Origin of the sequence: Sutcliffiella sp. NC1 (assembly GCF_027594365.1) — a bacterium.
GTDB classification, from domain to species: Bacteria; Bacillota; Bacilli; order Bacillales; family Bacillaceae_I; genus Sutcliffiella; species Sutcliffiella cohnii.
Genome location: NZ_CP115153.1, coordinates 237,735 through 257,500, shown reverse-complemented (window position 1 = coordinate 257,500; position 19,766 = coordinate 237,735). Strand labels below are relative to the sequence as shown.

General features: G+C 39.6%; 19 protein-coding genes, 11 tRNA genes and 2 rRNA genes (1 of these 32 only partly in view). 2 read left to right on the top strand and 30 right to left on the bottom strand.

Annotated elements, in window-relative coordinates; genetic code table 11:
* From O1A01_RS01415 to O1A01_RS01350, 14 genes are all read right to left on the bottom strand, one after another.
* Positions 1 to 1,071, bottom strand: a 23S ribosomal RNA gene (locus tag O1A01_RS01415) (it extends 1,865 nt beyond the left edge of the window).
* A 418-nt stretch (positions 1,072 to 1,489) separates the two neighbouring features.
* Positions 1,490 to 3,041 (bottom strand): 16S ribosomal RNA (locus O1A01_RS01410).
* The 16S and 23S rRNA genes sit together here with 11 tRNA genes alongside, the layout of an rRNA operon.
* Before the next feature lie 110 nt (positions 3,042 to 3,151).
* Positions 3,152 to 3,225, bottom strand: a tRNA-Gly gene (locus O1A01_RS01405).
* Positions 3,226 to 3,241: 16 nt separating this feature from the next.
* Positions 3,242 to 3,315 (bottom strand) — tRNA-Pro (locus tag O1A01_RS01400).
* A 19-nt stretch (positions 3,316 to 3,334) separates the two neighbouring features.
* Positions 3,335 to 3,411 (bottom strand) — tRNA-Arg (locus tag O1A01_RS01395).
* A 74-nt stretch (positions 3,412 to 3,485) separates the two neighbouring features.
* A tRNA-Leu gene (locus O1A01_RS01390) sits at positions 3,486 to 3,569 on the bottom strand.
* Positions 3,570 to 3,581: 12 nt separating this feature from the next.
* A tRNA-Leu gene (locus O1A01_RS01385) sits at positions 3,582 to 3,665 on the bottom strand.
* A 10-nt stretch (positions 3,666 to 3,675) separates the two neighbouring features.
* Positions 3,676 to 3,750, bottom strand: a tRNA-Gln gene (locus tag O1A01_RS01380).
* Between the two features lie 12 nt (positions 3,751 to 3,762).
* Positions 3,763 to 3,838 (bottom strand) — tRNA-Asp (locus O1A01_RS01375).
* A 31-nt stretch (positions 3,839 to 3,869) separates the two neighbouring features.
* Positions 3,870 to 3,946 (bottom strand) — tRNA-Met (locus O1A01_RS01370).
* Between the two features lie 220 nt (positions 3,947 to 4,166).
* Positions 4,167 to 4,238, bottom strand: a tRNA-Glu gene (locus tag O1A01_RS01365).
* A 10-nt stretch (positions 4,239 to 4,248) separates the two neighbouring features.
* Positions 4,249 to 4,339, bottom strand: a tRNA-Ser gene (locus O1A01_RS01360).
* 3 nt (positions 4,340 to 4,342) lie between these two features.
* Positions 4,343 to 4,417, bottom strand: a tRNA-Asn gene (locus O1A01_RS01355).
* Between the two features lie 634 nt (positions 4,418 to 5,051).
* Positions 5,052 to 5,507: a SprT family protein gene (locus O1A01_RS01350; RefSeq protein WP_066417820.1), complete on the bottom strand. Its 456-nt coding sequence runs from the start codon at positions 5,505 to 5,507 to the stop codon at positions 5,052 to 5,054.
* A gap of 80 nt (positions 5,508 to 5,587) precedes the next feature.
* On the opposite strand from O1A01_RS01350, the gene cmpA reads away from it, so the two are divergent.
* On the top strand, positions 5,588 to 5,719 hold the full coding sequence (gene cmpA, locus O1A01_RS01345) for a cortex morphogenetic protein CmpA (RefSeq protein ID WP_094366254.1): 132 nt from the start codon (positions 5,588 to 5,590) through the stop codon (positions 5,717 to 5,719).
* Positions 5,720 to 5,741: 22 nt separating this feature from the next.
* On the opposite strand, the gene O1A01_RS01340 is transcribed toward cmpA, so the two are convergent.
* From O1A01_RS01340 to acpS, 14 genes are all read right to left on the bottom strand, one after another.
* On the bottom strand, positions 5,742 to 7,925 hold the full coding sequence (locus tag O1A01_RS01340) for a Tex family protein (protein ID WP_270065414.1): 2,184 nt from the start codon (positions 7,923 to 7,925) through the stop codon (positions 5,742 to 5,744).
* Between the two features lie 194 nt (positions 7,926 to 8,119).
* A complete protein-coding gene (locus O1A01_RS01335) occupies positions 8,120 to 8,719 on the bottom strand; it encodes a PP2C family serine/threonine-protein phosphatase (RefSeq protein WP_270065413.1) in 600 nt (199 codons plus the stop codon).
* Positions 8,716 to 9,501, bottom strand: coding sequence for an RNA polymerase sigma factor SigB (gene sigB / locus O1A01_RS01330; RefSeq protein WP_270065412.1), 786 nt, complete (start codon positions 9,499 to 9,501; stop codon positions 8,716 to 8,718). The genes O1A01_RS01335 and sigB overlap by 4 nt, the downstream gene beginning before the upstream one ends.
* Positions 9,476 to 9,952 carry an anti-sigma B factor RsbW gene (gene rsbW / locus O1A01_RS01325; protein WP_270065411.1) on the bottom strand — a complete coding sequence of 159 codons (477 nt, stop codon included), beginning with the start codon at positions 9,950 to 9,952 and terminating at the stop codon, positions 9,476 to 9,478. Before rsbW ends, sigB begins: the two co-directional genes overlap by 26 nt.
* Before the next feature lie 22 nt (positions 9,953 to 9,974).
* A complete protein-coding gene (locus O1A01_RS01320; RefSeq protein WP_270065410.1) occupies positions 9,975 to 10,283 on the bottom strand; it encodes an STAS domain-containing protein in 309 nt (102 codons plus the stop codon).
* A 109-nt stretch (positions 10,284 to 10,392) separates the two neighbouring features.
* On the bottom strand, positions 10,393 to 11,397 hold the full coding sequence (locus O1A01_RS01315) for a PP2C family protein-serine/threonine phosphatase (protein ID WP_270065409.1): 1,005 nt from the start codon (positions 11,395 to 11,397) through the stop codon (positions 10,393 to 10,395).
* 16 nt (positions 11,398 to 11,413) lie between these two features.
* On the bottom strand, positions 11,414 to 11,815 hold the full coding sequence (locus O1A01_RS01310) for an anti-sigma regulatory factor (protein ID WP_270065408.1): 402 nt from the start codon (positions 11,813 to 11,815) through the stop codon (positions 11,414 to 11,416).
* 4 nt (positions 11,816 to 11,819) lie between these two features.
* Positions 11,820 to 12,176 (bottom strand): STAS domain-containing protein, encoded by a 357-nt coding sequence (locus tag O1A01_RS01305; RefSeq protein WP_270065407.1) that lies wholly within the window; start codon positions 12,174 to 12,176, stop codon positions 11,820 to 11,822.
* The gene (locus O1A01_RS01300) at positions 12,173 to 13,000 is read right to left on the bottom strand and encodes an STAS domain-containing protein (RefSeq protein ID WP_270065406.1); all 828 of its coding nucleotides are present in this window, start codon (positions 12,998 to 13,000) and stop codon (positions 12,173 to 12,175) included. Before O1A01_RS01300 ends, O1A01_RS01305 begins: the two co-directional genes overlap by 4 nt.
* Positions 13,001 to 13,293: 293 nt before the next feature.
* Complete coding sequence (gene ndoA, locus O1A01_RS01295; protein WP_066417781.1) at positions 13,294 to 13,644, bottom strand: type II toxin-antitoxin system endoribonuclease NdoA; 351 nt, start codon at positions 13,642 to 13,644, stop codon at positions 13,294 to 13,296.
* Positions 13,645 to 13,648: 4 nt separating this feature from the next.
* Positions 13,649 to 13,930, bottom strand: coding sequence for a CopG family ribbon-helix-helix protein (locus O1A01_RS01290; protein WP_066417778.1), 282 nt, complete (start codon positions 13,928 to 13,930; stop codon positions 13,649 to 13,651).
* Positions 13,931 to 14,076: 146 nt separating this feature from the next.
* Positions 14,077 to 15,237 (bottom strand): alanine racemase, encoded by a 1,161-nt coding sequence (gene alr / locus O1A01_RS01285; protein ID WP_270065405.1) that lies wholly within the window; start codon positions 15,235 to 15,237, stop codon positions 14,077 to 14,079.
* A gap of 152 nt (positions 15,238 to 15,389) precedes the next feature.
* Positions 15,390 to 16,418, bottom strand: a complete 1,029-nt coding sequence (locus tag O1A01_RS01280; RefSeq protein WP_268874278.1) for a LolA family protein — start codon at positions 16,416 to 16,418, stop codon at positions 15,390 to 15,392.
* A 162-nt stretch (positions 16,419 to 16,580) separates the two neighbouring features.
* Positions 16,581 to 16,940 carry a holo-ACP synthase gene (gene acpS / locus O1A01_RS01275; RefSeq protein ID WP_066417765.1) on the bottom strand — a complete coding sequence of 120 codons (360 nt, stop codon included), beginning with the start codon at positions 16,938 to 16,940 and terminating at the stop codon, positions 16,581 to 16,583.
* Positions 16,941 to 17,014: 74 nt separating this feature from the next.
* On the opposite strand from acpS, the gene O1A01_RS01270 reads away from it, so the two are divergent.
* Positions 17,015 to 17,740: a rhomboid family intramembrane serine protease gene (locus O1A01_RS01270; protein WP_270065404.1), complete on the top strand. Its 726-nt coding sequence runs from the start codon at positions 17,015 to 17,017 to the stop codon at positions 17,738 to 17,740.
* Positions 17,741 to 17,772: 32 nt separating this feature from the next.
* Here the strand turns inward: O1A01_RS01270 and O1A01_RS01265 are convergent, their stop codons facing one another.
* Together O1A01_RS01265 and O1A01_RS01260 are read right to left on the bottom strand one after the other, a co-directional pair.
* Entirely contained in the window at positions 17,773 to 19,245 is a 1,473-nt protein-coding gene (locus O1A01_RS01265; protein WP_066417761.1) for a PH domain-containing protein, read from the bottom strand.
* The gene (locus O1A01_RS01260) at positions 19,235 to 19,714 is read right to left on the bottom strand and encodes a PH domain-containing protein (RefSeq protein ID WP_066417758.1); all 480 of its coding nucleotides are present in this window, start codon (positions 19,712 to 19,714) and stop codon (positions 19,235 to 19,237) included. Before O1A01_RS01260 ends, O1A01_RS01265 begins: the two co-directional genes overlap by 11 nt.
* Positions 19,715 to 19,766 lie beyond the last annotated feature (52 nt).

Genomic DNA, 19,766 nt, shown 5'->3' with positions numbered 1-19,766 from the left:
TCCACTTAACGTATACTTTGGGACCTTAGCTGGCGGTCTGGGCTGTTTCCCTCTTGACTACGGATCTTATCACTCGCAGTCTGACTCCTGAGAAACAAGTCTTTGGCATTCGGAGTTTGACTGAATTCGGTAATCCGATGAGGACCCCTAGTCCAATCAGTGCTCTACCTCCAAGACTCTTTACTCAAGGCTAGCCCTAAAGCTATTTCGGAGAGAACCAGCTATCTCCAGGTTCGATTGGAATTTCTCCGCTACCCACACCTCATCCCCGCACTTTTCAACGTGCGTGGGTTCGGGCCTCCATTCAGTGTTACCTGAACTTCACCCTGGACATGGGTAGATCACCTGGTTTCGGGTCTACGACCACGTACTATGACGCCCTATTCAGACTCGCTTTCGCTACGGCTCCGTCTCATCAACTTAACCTTGCACGTAATCGTAACTCGCCGGTTCATTCTACAAAAGGCACGCTATCACCCATTAACGGGCTCTAACTACTTGTAGGCACACGGTTTCAGGATCTTTTCACTCCCCTTCCGGGGTGCTTTTCACCTTTCCCTCACGGTACTGGTTCACTATCGGTCACTAGGGAGTATTTAGCCTTGGGAGATGGTCCTCCCAGCTTCCGACGGGATTTCTCGTGTCCCGCCGTACTCAGGATCCACTCAAGAGAGAACGAGGTTTCAACTACAGGGTTTTTACCTTCTATGACAGACCTTTCCAGGTCGCTTCGTTTACCCCGTTCTTTTGTAACTCCGTATAGAGTGTCCTACAACCCCAAGAGGCAAGCCTCTTGGTTTGGGCTAATTCCGTTTCGCTCGCCGCTACTCAGGAAATCGCGTTTGCTTTCTCTTCCTCCGGGTACTTAGATGTTTCAGTTCCCCGGGTCTGCCTTCCATACCCTATGTATTCAGGTAAGGATACTACTCCATTACGAGCAGTGGGTTTCCCCATTCGGAAATCTCTGGATCAAAGCTTACTTACAGCTCCCCAAAGCATATCGGTGTTAGTCCCGTCCTTCATCGGCTCCTAGTGCCAAGGCATCCACCGTGCGCCCTTAATAACTTAACCGTCGACAAATGATAAGCGTCGCATCTCTTCGTCAGCTTCCTTCGCTCACGTCCTCATGTACGCTTTTGTACACTCCGGCGCTCGCTCAGTCGCTTCCTCGACCTGCTCGCTTCTAATTTGTCTTAGTATTCAACCTAAAATTAGGTTTCGTTGATAACAGCGAATTGTTATCATTAGAAAATTACTAAGATGAACGATACTTGTGAATGTATCTTGATTACTTATATTATCTAGTTTTCAAAGAACATGGCTACTGACTTCAATCACATCGTGATTAGCTTCGTAGCTTAACCTTCATGCTACTCTTGCTGCTTAAGGAATCCATCATCGTGGATTTCACTTGCAGACGCAAGCGCAATATTAATAGAGAGAATGATCTCTCAAAACTAAACAAAACAATGAGCGTGATTTTCCTTAGAAAGGAGGTGATCCAGCCGCACCTTCCGATACGGCTACCTTGTTACGACTTCACCCCAATCATCTGTCCCACCTTAGGCGGCTGGCTCCAAAAGGTTACCCCACCGACTTCGGGTGTTACAAACTCTCGTGGTGTGACGGGCGGTGTGTACAAGGCCCGGGAACGTATTCACCGCGGCATGCTGATCCGCGATTACTAGCGATTCCGGCTTCATGTAGGCGAGTTGCAGCCTACAATCCGAACTGAGAACGGTTTTATGGGATTGGCTCGACCTCGCGGTTTTGCTGCCCTTTGTACCGTCCATTGTAGCACGTGTGTAGCCCAGGTCATAAGGGGCATGATGATTTGACGTCATCCCCACCTTCCTCCGGTTTGTCACCGGCAGTCTCCTTAGAGTGCCCAACTAAATGCTGGCAACTAAGAACAAGGGTTGCGCTCGTTGCGGGACTTAACCCAACATCTCACGACACGAGCTGACGACAACCATGCACCACCTGTCACTCTGTCCCCCGAAGGGGAACGCTCTATCTCTAGAGGTGGCAGAGGATGTCAAGACCTGGTAAGGTTCTTCGCGTTGCTTCGAATTAAACCACATGCTCCACCGCTTGTGCGGGCCCCCGTCAATTCCTTTGAGTTTCAGTCTTGCGACCGTACTCCCCAGGCGGAGTGCTTAATGCGTTAGCTGCAGCACTAAAGGGCGGAAACCCTCTAACACTTAGCACTCATCGTTTACGGCGTGGACTACCAGGGTATCTAATCCTGTTTGCTCCCCACGCTTTCGCGCCTCAGCGTCAGTTACAGACCAGAGAGTCGCCTTCGCCACTGGTGTTCCTCCACATCTCTACGCATTTCACCGCTACACGTGGAATTCCACTCTCCTCTTCTGCACTCAAGTCTCCCAGTTTCCAATGACCCTCCACGGTTGAGCCGTGGGCTTTCACATCAGACTTAAGAAACCGCCTGCGCGCGCTTTACGCCCAATAATTCCGGACAACGCTTGCCACCTACGTATTACCGCGGCTGCTGGCACGTAGTTAGCCGTGGCTTTCTGGTTAGGTACCGTCAAGGTGCGAGCAGTTACTCTCGCACTTGTTCTTCCCTAACAACAGAGCTTTACGACCCGAAGGCCTTCATCGCTCACGCGGCGTTGCTCCATCAGACTTTCGTCCATTGTGGAAGATTCCCTACTGCTGCCTCCCGTAGGAGTCTGGGCCGTGTCTCAGTCCCAGTGTGGCCGATCACCCTCTCAGGTCGGCTACGCATCGTTGCCTTGGTGAGCCGTTACCTCACCAACTAGCTAATGCGCCGCGGGCCCATCTGTAAGTGTTAGCCGAAACCAACTTTCAATATAGTACCAGGAGGTACTATATATTATCCGGTATTAGCTCCGGTTTCCCGAAGTTATCCCAGTCTTACAGGCAGGTTGCCCACGTGTTACTCACCCGTCCGCCGCTAACTTCTTTAAAGCAAGCTCTAAAGAAGTTCGCTCGACTTGCATGTATTAGGCACGCCGCCAGCGTTCGTCCTGAGCCAGGATCAAACTCTCCGTAGAGTATTTGATTGCTCAAAATGTTGCTGACTTATCGTCAATTTATTGTTTTGTCGATTTTAAAAACCGACTTGCACGCTATTGTTTTGTTTAGTTTTCAAAGAACATTTTATTGGAGCGGGTGATGGGAATCGAACCCACGACATCAGCTTGGAAGGCTGAGGTTTTACCATTAAACTACACCCGCTAAATTATATTTCAAATCGGGAAGACAGGATTTGAACCTGCGACCCCTTGGTCCCAAACCAAGTGCTCTACCAAGCTGAGCTACTTCCCGTCTACTATTTTAAAAATAATGGCGCGCCCGAGAGGACTCGAACCCCTAACCTTTTGATCCGTAGTCAAACGCTCTATCCAATTGAGCTACGGGCGCTCGTTTTAGCGACTTATCTATAATATCATTTCGTTTTTACTAAGTCAACACTTTTTTTATTTTATTTCTTTCGATGCGGTCGAGAAGACTCGAACTTCCACGGGATTACCTCCCACTAGGCCCTCAACCTAGCGCGTCTGCCATTCCGCCACGACCGCTCAAAAATACGATGGTGCGGGTGAAGGGACTCGAACCCCCACGTCAAAGACACTAGATCCTAAGTCTAGCGCGTCTGCCAATTCCGCCACACCCGCTTTTATAAGTTGGCTGGGCTAGCTGGATTCGAACCAACGCATGACGGAGTCAAAGTCCGTTGCCTTACCGCTTGGCTATAGCCCATAAATATTATAGTGGCGGTCCCGACGGGAATCGAACCCGCGATCTCCTGCGTGACAGGCAGGCATGTTAACCGCTACACCACGGGACCTCTTGTTATAATAAATTTTTTAAATAAAGATTGGTTGCGGGGGCAGGATTTGAACCTACGACCTTCGGGTTATGAGCCCGACGAGCTACCGGACTGCTCCACCCCGCGACGATAAAATAGGTCACAATTCCACGCTTCCAAACCGTTTTACCGGACTGTCGCTTCCTCTTCTGGTAGTTCTGAGAAGTTGAATGCGTTGGGGCAACCTTTAGCGTATTCGTTGAATTATTTCTCACCACTACATGACGGGACCCCTAAAACACAAAAACTTCTTTAGGGATAGAAATGGGAGGCAAAACTTTTGTTCTGCATCCCATTTTCCTTAATATGACCCGTACGGGATTCGAACCCGTGTTACCGCCGTGAAAGGGCGGTGTCTTAACCGCTTGACCAACGGGCCAAACATATGATGGCGGAGAAGGAGGGATTTGAACCCTCGCGCCGCTTACACGACCTACACCCTTAGCAGGGGCGCCTCTTCAGCCACTTGAGTACTTCTCCGTATGGCTCCACCAGTAGGATTCGAACCTACGACCCTTCGGTTAACAGCCGAATGCTCTACCGCTGAGCTATGGTGGAATAATAATTATGTTTACTTTTACGAGAAACGGTTTTAGTTGAACCGAATGTCCTCGTCTCAGGAAGCCTAATCAAGCAGCGGCTCGCCGAGTACAACTCGCAGTAATTTCATCGAAGCAATTGCTCGTTGCTCTACCGCTGAGCTATGGTGGAATAATAATTATATTTACTTTTACGAGAAACGATTTCAGTTAAGCCGAATGTCCTCGTCTCAGGAAGCCTAATCAAGTAGCGGCTCGCCGAGTACAACTCGCAGTAATCTCATCGAAGCAATTGCTCGTTGCTCTACCGCTGAGCTATGGTGGAATAATAATTATATTTACTTTTACGAGAAACGATTTCAGTTAAGCCGAATGTCCTCGTCTCAGGAAGCCTAATCAAGTAGCGGCTCGCCGAGTACAACTCGCAGTAATCTCATCGAAGCAATTGCTCGTTTCTCTACCGCTGAGCTATGGTGGAATAGTGAACCATTTGTCCAAAACATTATGAGTCGGACAAGTTTTATTTTACTTTCACTTCTTTAAAATGTCAAGGCTATTCAAGATAGGAATTTTTCCTAATTTTCCGAAGTGCCTTAGCTTTTGTGAGAAGCGACCTTGATAATTTATCACATCTGAAAACAGAAGTCAATATTTTATTTTTCTTGTAATCTCCCTTTACACTTCCCGCATACGTAACGGTTAATATCAACCTTTCTTCTCCTTCTATATTGTAATCCACAGCCAGTACATTCATAGTGTCGATAGCTGCCAGTTGTACGCTTTTGCTTCAACCCTTCTATCGGTTGGCAAAACCTTGGTGCCCCCACTTTTTTTAGAAGTACTTTGAAATCTTGATCCCTATGTTGATAGCCTTTTCCTTGAATATGCAAATGATAATGGCAAAGTTCATGTTTTATTATTCCAATGAGTTCATCCAGTCCGAACTCTTCATAATACTTTATGTTTAATTCTATGTCGTTTGTATGCGTTAAGTACCTTCCACCTGTTGTTCGCAGCCGATGATTAAAGTAAGCTCTATTTACGAACGGCCTTTGGAAGTATTCCAATGAAAGTTCTTCTACTAACATCTGTACTTTTTGATCATCCATAACAATCCCTCACTCGAACCAATACGTAATAAAATGCATAGTATGATAATACCTTAAAAAAAGATAAAGGTGGTATGCATATGCCTACATGGTTTATGAAACAAATGCAACGTGCCTACAAAGAAAAAAATCGATATCAAATAAAGCTTTTAAATCAATGTTGGTATTTTTATTATGAAAAACAAAACACAACAGATATAAAAGAAGACTAGACGAACTAGTCTTCTTCTCTATTTAAACCGTTTGTAGTTCTGGTTGTAACATAGTTAGAGCTACTCGGCCTTTTTTCACATCCACATCTTCTACCCATACAGTAACAATATCTCCTACCGAAACAACATCTAGCGGATGCTTAACATATTGATTACTAAGTTTGGAAATATGCACTAAACCATCCTGTTTAACACCGATATCGACAAAAGCACCAAAATCTACGACGTTTCTTACCGTGCCTTCAAGCTCCATGCCAGGTAATAAATCTTCTAATTGAAGTACATCTTGTTTTAATATCGGTTTAGGCATATCATCCCTCGGATCTCTTTCTGGTCGTACTAGAGATTCCATTATATCTCGTAACGTTACTTCACCAATTTCTAATTCTTCCGCCATTTGTTTTACATCTAACTCTTTTATCGCAGCTTGTAATTGTTCCGTTCCTATGTCACTGACCGACAAATTCAGTTTATCCAATAATGTTTTTGTCGCACTGTAGCTTTCAGGGTGAATGCTCGTGCGATCGAGTGGATTTTTCCCATCGATTACTCGTAGGAACCCAATACATTGCTCAAAAGTCTTAGCTCCTAAGCGAGGAATCCCTTTCAATTCTGATCTACTCGTAAAACGTCCTAGTTCCTCACGCTTTTTTACAATATTCGTTGCGACCGTTTTAGATAATCCAGATACATATTGCAATAGCGAGGTAGATGCGGTATTAACATTCACACCAACTTGGTTAACAACCGTTTCGACGACAAAGTTTAACGACTCTGCTAATCGTTTTTGTGTTACATCATGCTGATATTGACCAACCCCAACTGATTTCGGATCAATTTTTACTAATTCAGCTAAAGGGTCTTGAAGTCTACGAGCGATCGAAGCTGCACTTCTTTCCTCTACTTGTAGGTCAGGGAACTCTTCACGGGCCAATTCCGAAGCAGAATAAACACTTGCTCCTGCTTCATTTACAATTAAGTAGAAAGTGGATAGTCCATTATCTTTTAACACCTCTGCAACAAGCTGTTCTGTTTCTCTCGATGCCGTACCATTTCCTACCGCAATTACTTCGACATTATATTTTGTTATTACTTTTATCATTTCATCTTTTGCTTGTTGACGTTTATTTACGGGTGCATGCGGATAAACAACTCCTATATGCAGTAACTTTCCAGTTGCATCAACAACAGCAAGTTTACATCCTGTCCGATAGGCAGGGTCTACACCAAGTACAACCTTGTCTTTTAATGGTGGTTGCAACAGAAGTTTTCTTAAGTTTTCGGAAAATATATGTATCGCCTGCTCTTCCCCTTTTTCCGTTAACTCTTTTCTAATTTCTCGCTCAATTGCTGGTTCAATTAACCTTTTATAACTATCCTCCATTGCTTCCTTCACAATGATTGTAGCCGGAGAACTTGAAGTTTTGACGACTCGCTTTTCTAAAAAAGTATGTATTTTATCAACAGGAGCCTTTATCGAAACTTTTAATATCTCTTCTTTTTCGCCGCGATTTAAAGCTAAAATGCGGTGAGGTAAAATTTTGCCCACTGGTTCTTCATATTCATAATAAATGGTATATACTCCACGCTCATCTTTTTCTTCATCTTTTACTGATGAGGTAATAACACCTTGTTTAAAAGTAATATCACGAATCCATTGACGGAAAGAAGCATCATCTGAGACAACTTCCGCGATAATGTCTTTTGCTCCTTGGATAACTTCTTCAACTTCTCTCACTTCTTTTTCTTCTGAAAGGAATTTAGAAGCTTCTTCTTCCACCTTTACATTTAGAGGAAATGTAAGTAACCAATTGGCGAAAGGCTCTAATCCTTTTTCTTTTGCTACAGTCGCTTTCGTTCTTCGTTTCTGTTTATAAGGTCTGTATAGGTCTTCTACTTGCTGAAGCTTGTCCGCTTTCATTATTTGACTTTTTAACTCTTGCGTCAGCTTCCCTTGCTCTTCTATAAGACGAAGTACTTCTTCTTTTCTTTTCTCAATATTTTGCAAGTACTGCCATTTCTCAAAAATATTTCGAATTTGCACTTCATCTAACGAACCCGTTTGTTCTTTTCTATATCTGGCTATAAAAGGGACTGTATTGCCTTCCTCAATCAATTCAATGACTTTTTTTACTTGCCCTTTTGGAATTTGTATATCATGAGATAGCTTTTGCAACAATTGCTGTTCTTTTTCATTCCATTCCAACCTACTAACCTCCTAGTCAATCCTTCTATATTCATCATATCAAAATCTTTCTAAAACAACAAAAGAGCATATAGATACAAACATTGCCCTTAAATGTTAATTTATCATAATCATGATTGCTGCTTGTCCTAGATGTAACAATAAAAATTTATAGTTTCATAAAACGAAGAAAAAGGCTAACAAGTCGTTAGCCACTATAAAAATTCCCCTGATATTATCGTTACGTCATCTTCCCCTTCATTTGAGTGATACTTTACTAGTTTCATCAGTAAGGAAGGTGGTAACATTCCTTTTAAGTAATTTCGAACAGAAGGAATTTCAATTCCATCAGAGTATATAAAGAATCTTGTACCTGCCTCGTAAACATAAGAATGTGTTTTCATTTTCAATGGTTTACCGGACAAGTATCCTTTCACCGGTAACGGATATATTAATTTTTCATCAGGAGGATATAAAAAAAAGCGAATATTTCCGATACAGCTGTATTCCAGCCTTTCCTGTTCGTAATACACTTTAAGTATAGAGACAGCCGCTCCTCTTTTTAATCGCAAACTTTTATTACATTCTTCCATAATAGTGGCGACATTTTCGTTTTCATATTCCCTCGCCACTTCAACTACAGATTTAGATGATTCGTAGGCATACTCACCACTACCAAGCCCATCAGCTACTACACATATGAAAAAGTCATTCGTTGCGTTAATGTAGTAACTATCTCCACAATAATATTTACCATTCTTCGCATTTTGATATGCACTCACTTGTACATGACGATGTGTTAGTTGTTCGATCATGTTAAAATCTCCGAATCTAATTGTTCTTTCCCTATTGCCTTTTTCAGTTTTTCTAAAGCTTTCCTCTGTAGTCTAGAAACGTGCATTTGGGAAATACCGAGGCGATCACCCGTTTCTTTTTGACTTAAGTTTTCAAAAAAGATACATTCAATAATTTGACGTTCTCTTTCCGATAGAACAAAAAAGGCTTTCTTAAGTAACAGTCGGTGGTCTACTTTTTCATATCCATCTTCTGTTGAGCCAACTACATCCAATATCGTTACTGTACTACCGTCAGAATCCGCTTCAATCGCGTTATCAACCGATAGCGTTTGATAGTTTTGCCCCATCTCCATAGCTTCTAGCACTTCTTCTTCTGAAACCTCTAAAAACTCAGCTATCTCTATTACTTTCGGCGACCTTTGGAATTTTGTCGTTAACTCCTCAACCGCTACTTTTATACGGGGACCAATCTCTTTAATTCTTCTGGGCACATGTACGCTCCAAGTTTTATCTCGCAGGAACCTTTTTATTTCTCCAATAATAGTAGGAACTGCAAATGCTTCAAAACTTCTTCCAAAACTCGCATCATAACGCTTCATCGCCCCTAGAAGCCCTATCATACCAACTTGGGATAAATCTTCATGGAACGCTTTACCTTTTGAATATTTCCTAGCAAGCGATTCCACAAGCGGTTTATAGTGCTCCACTAATTGTAATTGGGCCTCTTTACATTCATTTTGTTGATATTGGAGTAGTAGCTGGTCAACATCTAGTTTATTGGGCTGAGACTTTTTCTTCATCCCATTCCACCTGCTCTCCTTGTAGATACTTTGTCATAAACACCGTTACGCCTTGATTATTGTGCACTTTGACGGTGTCCATTAGCGTTTCGATTAGGAATAGTCCTAAACCTCCTTCAGGCAAAGTTTCCACAGGGTGGGATTTCGAGATTGGACCAAGTTCATTTTTGATTTCTTCAAAATTAAAGCTTTGGCCATTATCCGCAACAACTAACTCTAGACGATTAGCATAGACACCGAATCCGATACGGATATTCCCACTTTCTTCCCCCTGATAAGCGTGGTCCACTACATTCGTACAAGCTTCACTTATTGCGATTTTCATATCTTCTATTTCATCATAGGAAAATCCCATGCGATTTGCGATTCCAGAGAGGGATAACCGAATGACTCCCACGTATTCTGGTTTAGCTGGGTATACCATCTCAATATAATCGTACGTGCGATTCATCTTTTTCTGCACCACCTTGAACTTATTTTACTTTCATAATTCCAGCTAAGCCTGTTATATCAAATAATCTTTTTAAACGAGAAGATAAACCTGTCAGCACGAACTCTCCCTCGTTTTCTTTAACTAATTTAAAAAAACCTACAAACATACCTAAACCAGTACTGTCCATATAACTAACTTCAGATAAATCAAACACAATTTTGCCATTAAAGTCATGTAATATAGGACTTACACTTTCCTTAATTTTCGGAACAGTAAAAGCATCTATTTCACCAGTTAAGAAAACGGTCGTTTGTTCGTTTTCTGCATTAATCTGGATATCCATATTCATCAGCTCACCCCATTAAAAAATAGTTATCTATTGTATAAAAGGATATTACTACCCATTGTTTTCGAGACTAGCACACTCACTACTGTTTTAATACCCGTTTTTACTCATATTAAACACTTCTTTTTAAAATGATTAGTGTAAAATCATCACGTAATGAAAAGTGTTGTAATTTCTCTAACTTTTTAAATACTGTTTCCGCTATTTGTTGAGGATGTTCATCAATACTTTCCTGAATCATTTGAGTAATAAGGTCAATTTCAATAAATCCATCTTCCGTTCTACACTCCGTAACACCATCCGAATACAGCACTACCATATCGTTCTTTTGGATTTGTTTTTCATATTGAACATACTTAGCCTTTGGGTCTACACCTAGCACAATACCTCTTGCCTCAATTTCAACAAACTCACTTGTATCCGAATCGTAATACAAAGGTGGTTCATGCCCCGCAGATGAATACGTAAATAGATGGTCATTTAAGTCATACATTCCATAAAACATCGTAATAAACATACTTGCATCAATATTTTGTTCAACCACTCTATTTAAGTTGCTTAGTATATAAACAGGATCTTTACTAGTATCAGATACACTGTCCATTGCATACTTAATCATCGACATGCACATTGCTGCTGGTATCCCTTTTCCTATAACATCTGCAATTGCAACACCGAAAGAATGATCGTCTTGTAAAAAGTGAAAATAGTCACCACTCATCTTTTTAGCAGGAACACTAACTACACCAATTTCCACCTCAGGTAAATTAGGGATTTTCGTCTCTAATATTGTCTGCTGCACTCTTGCTGCTATATCAATTTCCGTTTGCAATTCTTGCTGTCTATCTATTAAACTTTGATGACCACGATATGCTATTCCGTACCCTATCATTACTTCTAATAAAAAATCTAACGAATGAAGTATATCATCTGCTATTTCAGGTGAAAGATTTTGTAGCATCGATTTATGTACACTAATTATTTCATCCGGAGAAATCTTTTCAGCTAATAATTTTCTACTAAATTCTTGACCTCTATATAAGATTTCCTCCGATTGGTCTCGTAAATAAGCAGATAGAATCTCTTTATATGTCTTTTCAAAGCCTTGTAGCTTCATAAGTCTACCTCCTAGATTATCGAACCCATTTCACCGCCTCGATTCGAGTACCTTCTCCAACATTAGAGTCAATTTGAAAGTTATCCATTAACCGCTTAACACCAGGAAGCCCCGCTCCAAGCCCCCCAGAAGTGGAATATCCATCTTCCATCACTTGCCTAATATTAACAATTCCTGGGCCGTTATCTTGCGCAATAATACGCAGCCCCGTTTTATTATATTCCGTCACTGCTTCTAAACAAACTTGACCTGTTCCCGCATATAAATAAATATTTCGCGCTAACTCGGAAATAGCAGTAGTAATTCTCGCCTGGTCAACCGTACCAAAGCCCATTTCTTTCGCCACATTTCTACCCATTTGACGAGCCGCTACTATATCCCACTCATTTCTAATCGTAACACAGGATTGGACAGTCATCTTTCTAATCCTCCAATTCCTGTTGTAATTTCTCCAAACCTTTTTCTAGATCAAGCGCTGTTAACACTTCATCTAAATGAATGCCCAATTCTACTAGAGTAATAGCTACTGCAGGCTGAATACCAGTAAGAACAACTTGGGCTCCCATTAATTTGGACATACTTATAACGTCACCTAATACTTTCGCAATAAAAGAGTCAATCATATCGATTGATGTTAAATCAATTACAACTCCACTTACTCCTGTCTCATGAATCCGATTTAAGAGATCTTCTTGGAATTGTAAAGCTGTCTGATCATCTAATTCCCACTGAATTGAAATTAGAAGACAGTCGTAAAGTTTTAAAATAGGTATTCTCAATGACGATCCCCCACATTCACTATCGTTCTATTTGTCATTTCTAATGCCGCTTCCATCCCTTTTTTCAATGAATTTTTCGTAATAATTTGGTCAAGGTTAATGCCTAAATTCACTATCGTTTGAGCAATCTCTGGACGAATACCTACTAACAGGCAGTTAGCACCAACAAGTCTAACTGCTTCTGCTGCTTGAATGATATGTTGCGCAACCATCGTATCTACTACCGGAACACCAGTTATATCAATTAAAACTACTTCCGCACGATGTTTTACTACTCCTTGTAGTAAATTTTCCATAATTTGTCTAGCTCTCTCTGTATCGATTGTACCAACTAACGGCATGACAGAAATTCCTTCAAATACTGGAATTAAAGGCGCAGCTAATTCCTGTAGAGCAATCTTTTGCATTGAAACTGTATGCTCCCATGAACCAGTGTATGTTTTTATTATTTCATCTTGAACTGGTTTCAGCCAATTGTCTAAGTCTGATTGCAACTTTAGTTTAAGTGTGTCATCTTTTTGAACAGACATTAGTTCAAATATAGTATTTTTAAATACTGTTAGTCCTTCGGTTACATAAATTAACGGCCATCCGAAACGAATAATTCGATTTGCAAAATCATGTAAAACGGTAGAAAGGTCATCTAAATCTTGACTAATATTATTTAAAAGCAAATTAATATATTCTCTGCTAGTCGTTATGTACATTTTCTCTGAAATGACTTGGTATTCTTTCTTTTCCCCAACCTCATCCATCTTATAAATCCATTTTTCCGATATTTTTTCCTCATTTTCTATAATAAACTGTAAAATTTCTCTTTTCATTTAACTCTTCCCCTTTACACATTGTTCCGTTATTCGAACTTTGCACTACTACAACTATAAAAGCTAATTGTTTTGACTGTCAATTGGATTTGTTTAAACGTTTCGAAATACTCAATCTTTTAGTGCTAATAAACTATCGTAACGTACTTTATATACCCATTTACACATTAAATGAAACTTCTTAGCATTTGATATATATTAGGCCGCTTATGAGTTAGCATATTCTACTTTTTTGTAAAAAGTATAAAAAAAAAGCACCTCATACTGAAAGAGGAGCTCATACTATTGCTATATTAAAAATCAATAAGACCTAAACTTATTTGTAAAGCCTCGTCAACTCGATCCATCATCTCTTCATCAAGATGAGTGATTTTGTCCGTTAATCTTTGTTTATCAATGGTTCGAATCTGTTCTAACAATATTACAGAGTCACGTTCAAAGCCATAGCGTTTCGCATCAATCTCGACATGTGTCGGGAGTTTAGCTTTTTGAATCTGTGCTGTTATGGCTGCTACGATAATGGTCGGACTAAACCGGTTACCAATATCGTTTTGTATAACCAGAACTGGTCGAACGCCTCCTTGCTCAGACCCAACTACAGGGGATAAATCAGCAAAATAAACGTCACCGCGTTTGACAATCAATTGATTACCCCCCGCTAACTAAGCGCTCAACTGTATGCTCTGCCTCATATTCTGCTAGAAATGCTTCTGATGCAATATTTAGGTTGATCTTTGCCATTTCCATATAGCCACGTCTCATAGATTCACGTATTTGTCGCTTTTTGCGCTCTCGAAGATACATTTTTGTAGCTTGATAAATTAACTCATTTCGATTTCCGTTTTCCTGTTTCACTAATCCATCTAATTCGGATACTAAGTTTTGAGGTAATCGAACCATAATTTCAGTTGTTGCGCTGGATTCTGACACAGCTTACACCTCCAAGAACTACAGACCATTAATACTATTCCAAATACCATAATACCATTATTATAAATAATTGCAAAGCTAAAATTACATTCCTTCTCTATTATCCACCAAACGACTTCTGTTTTATGCATAAGAATGTTTTAACATTAGTTGTCCAGTAAATAATTTCTCACTTCCATTATACTCTTATTTCTCCGAAAAATACGTGGCACTCGATAACTTATCATACAAGGTATTTCGTAATTTATTGTATCTAATAAACGTGCAATATCATTGCTACTAATTTTCTCTTCTTTTTGAGCGCCAATAAGGGTTACTCTAGTACCGATAGGAAGTTCATGCGGTAGTCGAATCATTAATTGATCCATACATATTCTACCTACGATTGGAACTCTTTTTCCATCTACTAATACGTGAGCACCATGTAATTTTCTTAACCAGCCATCAGCATAACCGATTGGTACTGTACCTATCCACTCTTCCTCTTCCGCTGTATAGGTAGCTCCATAGCTAACAGATTGTCCGACTGCTAACTTTTTTACATGCACAAGTTTTGACTGAAGGGAAAAGGCTTCCTGCAGCTCAAAAGGAAGTAGATGTATCATTTCGTTTGAAGGAGTTAGTCCATACATAGCAATACCTAATCGAACGGCATTAAATACTTTATCGGGAAAGCGAAGTGCTGTTGCACTATTTCCACAATGAATCATACGAATGGATGTTTTTTCTTTTATAAAACCAATCATATCCGTTAATGTTGTATATTGTTGTTCAAAATAAGTAGTATCTAATTCGTCTGCAGTTGCAAAATGTGTGTACACTCCTTCTAATTCAAACGAAGAGGTTTCATCTACTAGTTGTAAAACTTCATCCACCTCTCTCATGGAAGTAAAACCAAGTCTCCCCATTCCTGTATCAAGCTTTAAATGAATTTTTAATGGATTTTTGCCGTTCAGTTGTTGAATTGCTTCGACTAACCAATCTTTTCGAAAAACCGTTAAAGTTATATTTTCCTGTAAGGCAATATTAATATCTTTCACTCTAGACGCACCTAATACAAGTATTGGTGCCTTTATCCCTTGCTGCCTTAAAGACAGAGCTTCATCTATAAAAGCGACCGCTAAATATGTGGCACCTGCATCTAACGCTGTTTTGGCGACTTGAGCATCACCATGTCCATAAGCATTCGCCTTCACGACCGCAATAATACTAACCCCATCTGGTAAAAAACTTTTCATTGACTGTACATTGTTATAAATACAATCTAAATCTACTTCCACCCAAGAGTCTCGATGAAAACTTGACATGGCTTTAAGCACTTCCTTTAATACTGTATACTTTGTCCTTTTATCTTATCTAAAATAGGCAAAAATGTCACTTTGAATATTGTTAGATTAGTCAAAAAATTATAAAATAAGACAAAATAACAGGCCCAATAATGGACCTGTAATATGAACATTTATTTTATTACTTGACCTTGAACAGATCGCGCTACCATTAGCATCTCATCTTTTGATAGGTCATTGGAGGCTAACATGTAGTCTACTCCGTTAAGCGTCCAAGTTATCGTATTTTCTGTTAGCGCACCGACCGTAAAGCCTAAATCTACTGGCTCGCCACTCATAAATGATACTGTACTAACAGGAGCTACATACGCTGTTTCTTGTACTAATGTAAAGGATTTATCTCCTTCATACGTCATAATGACGCGTTTTCCAGTTTCTGTAGCAATTTCTTGCTCGTCTTTCAACTCTGTACCAGCTGGAGTATCTTCTGGATAAAATACACTGAATGATTTACTTTCTTCATTTACTGCACCCATCGTTGGAAGCTCTTCATCTAGTCTCATGCTTGTCATATTTTTCTCTACATTAAACGAGTCATCGTCAAATTTAGAGTTAAACTCTACGTCAGAGAATTCTACAAGCACTAATACACGTCGGTCCGGATCTAACACTTTTACCGAAACTGGTGTGTAATCTTTCCCTAATGTAATTTCTTGCATTGGTAACAATTTATTGTTCTGATAATTCGTTTTCGTTTCAAATACATACCCATCTTCCGTTGCCGTAAAAGTAGCTTCCGGATCATTAATAATATCATTAACTAACGATTCGTATAAATAAGCTTGACTGCTATTTTTCGGCCAATCGCTTTGAAAACGGAAGCTTTTGTTTAACGCTGGAGTTAATACAAATACTCCTTCATCGTTACGAATAATCATTTGGTTTTGATCTTTTTCAGAGTTTTTTAAGTTCACGCGATAAAATGTTGGTTTTTTATGCCAAATTTCCACTTCGTAAACTTGAGGTTCTGCACCAGTTTGCAACGTCATCTTTGCATTCGCTTTGTAACCTGTCATCTCCGAAACTTTTTCTTTTAGAGCTCCTGTTACATCTTCTTGTGACTTTGTACCACACCCTGCTAAAATTAGGACTGACACAATACTTACTGCTAATAATAGCCAAATCTTCCTCAATTCCTTCATCTCCTTTGCCTTATACATGTTTACCTATTTGAGAAAAGTGAGAATTGTAGAGGAATATATGTTACTAGTTAAAAGGTCAACTAGTAATTGGATACCTCGTACGTGACACCTTGTCTCTCTTTCTAGAACATGTATATGAGCGGAGTTTTAGGAATATGCAGACTAGCTTGACAAGCTTTCAATAATTACTTGTGCAACTGCATATTGTTCACTATGAGAAATAGAAAGATGGATATTTTCTCCTACAGGCTTTTGAATATATGGTTTACCTGTCGGCTCATTAGCGATGACAATATCATGAAAACTTAAATGTTTGCCAATTCCTGTACCATACGCTTTAGAAAAGGCTTCTTTTGCCGCAAATCGACCTGCTAAAAATTCAAGTTTCCGTTTTCCTTTTAATGTATGGAATTGCGTCCGTTCTTCATCTGCAAGTATTCTATTTATAAACGATGGTTGACGTTCCATCAATTTTTCAATTCTTGAAAGTTCAATAATATCGATACCGATTCCTTTTATCATACGATCACCTTTTTTTCATATATAATAGAGATGTCCAATTAAATATAATTACGTTTATATAAAGGAGAGATTCCATGTTTGTTCGAACCGAAAATTTTCGTACGTTTACTCGATTATATCCTATTATTACCGCTTTAACCGTTATACATATTGTATTATGGTTGTTTATCGCTCTACCTTTCCCATTTTCAAACCTTTTTTACCAAACGACTGTAGGCTTTAACTTTGCTGTAGAACAAGGAGAATGGTGGAGATTAATAACACCTATTTTTTTACACGGTTCTTTAACACATCTTTTATTTAATTCTATTTCTCTCATACTGTTTGGTCCCGGATTGGAACGTATATTAGGGAAAGTGAAATTCTTGGCCCTATACTTTGCTGGTGGAATCATTGCCAATATTGCTACGTTCCTTTTAAAACCTTCTATGTATGTCCACCTAGGAGCATCAGGCGCGATTTTTGCGTTATTTGGAATTTATATTTATATGGTGTTTTTTCGTCCAGAACATATTAGCTCCTCGAACGCACAAATTGTCATCGTTATTCTCGGAGTCAGCTTAGTTATGAGTTTATTAGGTGGTGGAATGCGGAATATTAATGGTACCGCTCATCTTTTTGGCTTCTTAAGTGGTTTTGCTTTATCGCCAATTTTCGTTGGTCGTGGAAACTATACTCGTTCGCTACGAGATATTTTCCCCCGCGGCATGACACAACGAAGAAGCGGTTCCAGTTCACAAAATGTCGTTTGGATTATATTAATCGCTCTTGTTATTTTAGGGATATTGAGTCAATTCTAAAAACAATGGATGAGGAACATTCCTCATCCATTTTATTTTTTATAGGAGTACCACTTATACACATTTGCTCCGTCTTTTACTTTTACATCTATCACTTTAAAGTTTTTAAACGTGAAGCTTGACTTAATTGCCGCTTCTAACGTTCCTACATTTTGACGACGTTGAAATAAAGACTCTCGCCACTCAAGTGACTGTATTCGCTTTTTCTTTAAAATTACTTTATTTTTGTTAATGATTCTAAACGATAGTTGAAGTAGGTCTCCGTCTAACTTCCAACCTCCATCCCTATAACGAAAATAAGCTAACACGCCCGCTATCGGGATTAGTAGCAGGGCAAAATATCCATATGGTGGAATAAAATAAGCGAGTAGTCCACTGACAACAATAGCAGGAACGACATGACGAACTAAATAACGGACAAGTGCTATTTTAGGTAAAGGATGTACATCCTCCTGTAACTTATAATCCGGAACAAAGTCATGTAGCCATTTGCTTACGTCCTTATTCTTTAATAACGGAAATAAAATAGTAGAGTGATCGGATTCTTGTCCAGAAGAGCTCCCTGCACTCTCCACATAAACGGTAGCAAATCCAAGCGGTTGTCGTAATAAGTTTTGCGTTACCCGAATAGCTTGAATTCTTTCGAGCGGAATGGTCATCTGTCTTTTTTCTATTATTCCTCTTGATATAACGATCTCATCTTCACGCTTTACAACGGTAAAATTTCCATACTTTATCATTGTCATTCCAATTGAAATAATCCATGAAATGAACAAAACTAGAAAAATGAAAATAGAAATAATAACAACGCTTCTTTGCAAAAATTCGCCAAACTGGGTAAACACCCTTTCATAAGGAATAAATTGTTCTAATTGAGTAGCAGTCGCAAACACACCAGATAAAACAACACCGATACCTCCAGATGTTGTACCAACTATTAGTAAATCTCCCCACGTTATGCGATATGTATGTGTGATTTCTTCTTGCACTTCTATGTTTTCTTCTACTTCTTTTTCATTGCTATCTATTTCGAAACTTGGTGCATTCTCTACTATTTCCTTTTTCTTCGCTAATAAAATGTTACGCAACTCTTCTGCTTCTTCCTTTGTTACAGCCGAGATCATCACATCAGCTTCTTGTCCTCCGCCCGCAGTTTCCACTTGCAATTTAACGATTCGGAATAACCGTTGAATGATTCCTGCAGACGTATCGATGGATTGTATCCTTTCAATCGGAATAAACCGACGCTTTCTTACAAAAATTCCGTACTCTGTTCGTAATTCACCATTTTCCACCCAGTAATAATAACGGAGCCACTGTAACACCCCAGTTAACAATGCCGCCAATAAACCGAAAATCATGAAAAAAATCGAAAAAAGGTTAAATGAATTACCAGCAGCACCAAAAATAAAAATGAAAATAAACGGCACAATTAAATCTTTTAATTGTTTAATAAACAACACTACTGTAGCGGCTGGATGCATTCGTCTTCGTTCAAACATCATCTTCCGCCACCCTCGCTAACGTTGAAATACGATCGCGAACTTGATCGGCCTCTTCTTCTCCTAATGCAGGTATTTCATGCATTTTGGCGGCTGTTGATATATGTACAGTTGCTAATTTATAGTATCTTAAAAACGGACCTTGATTCGTATCAACATGTTGTACTCGGACCATTGGTATGAGCGTTCGTTTCTTAACAATAATACCATGTTGCAATTCAATTTCTTGTTCATGTATTTCATAACGCCAACGCCTCCATTTTAATGTCGGCAATATCCATATATTAATAACACACGATATAACAAAAATGGCGATGGCGATATAAATAATCCATGTTGGCCAATTAAAAAAGCGAACAGCCCATATTCCTCCAACTAGTAAAGCTAAATTAAATACAGCCTGTAGTGATGCAATGACTCTCCACACTGTAAGTGCTTTTCGATGAATTCTCTGTGTAGGTTCAGGTCTCATATTTCTCTCTCCTTCCACATTTACTACTATACTTTAATTAAAGTACACTTTC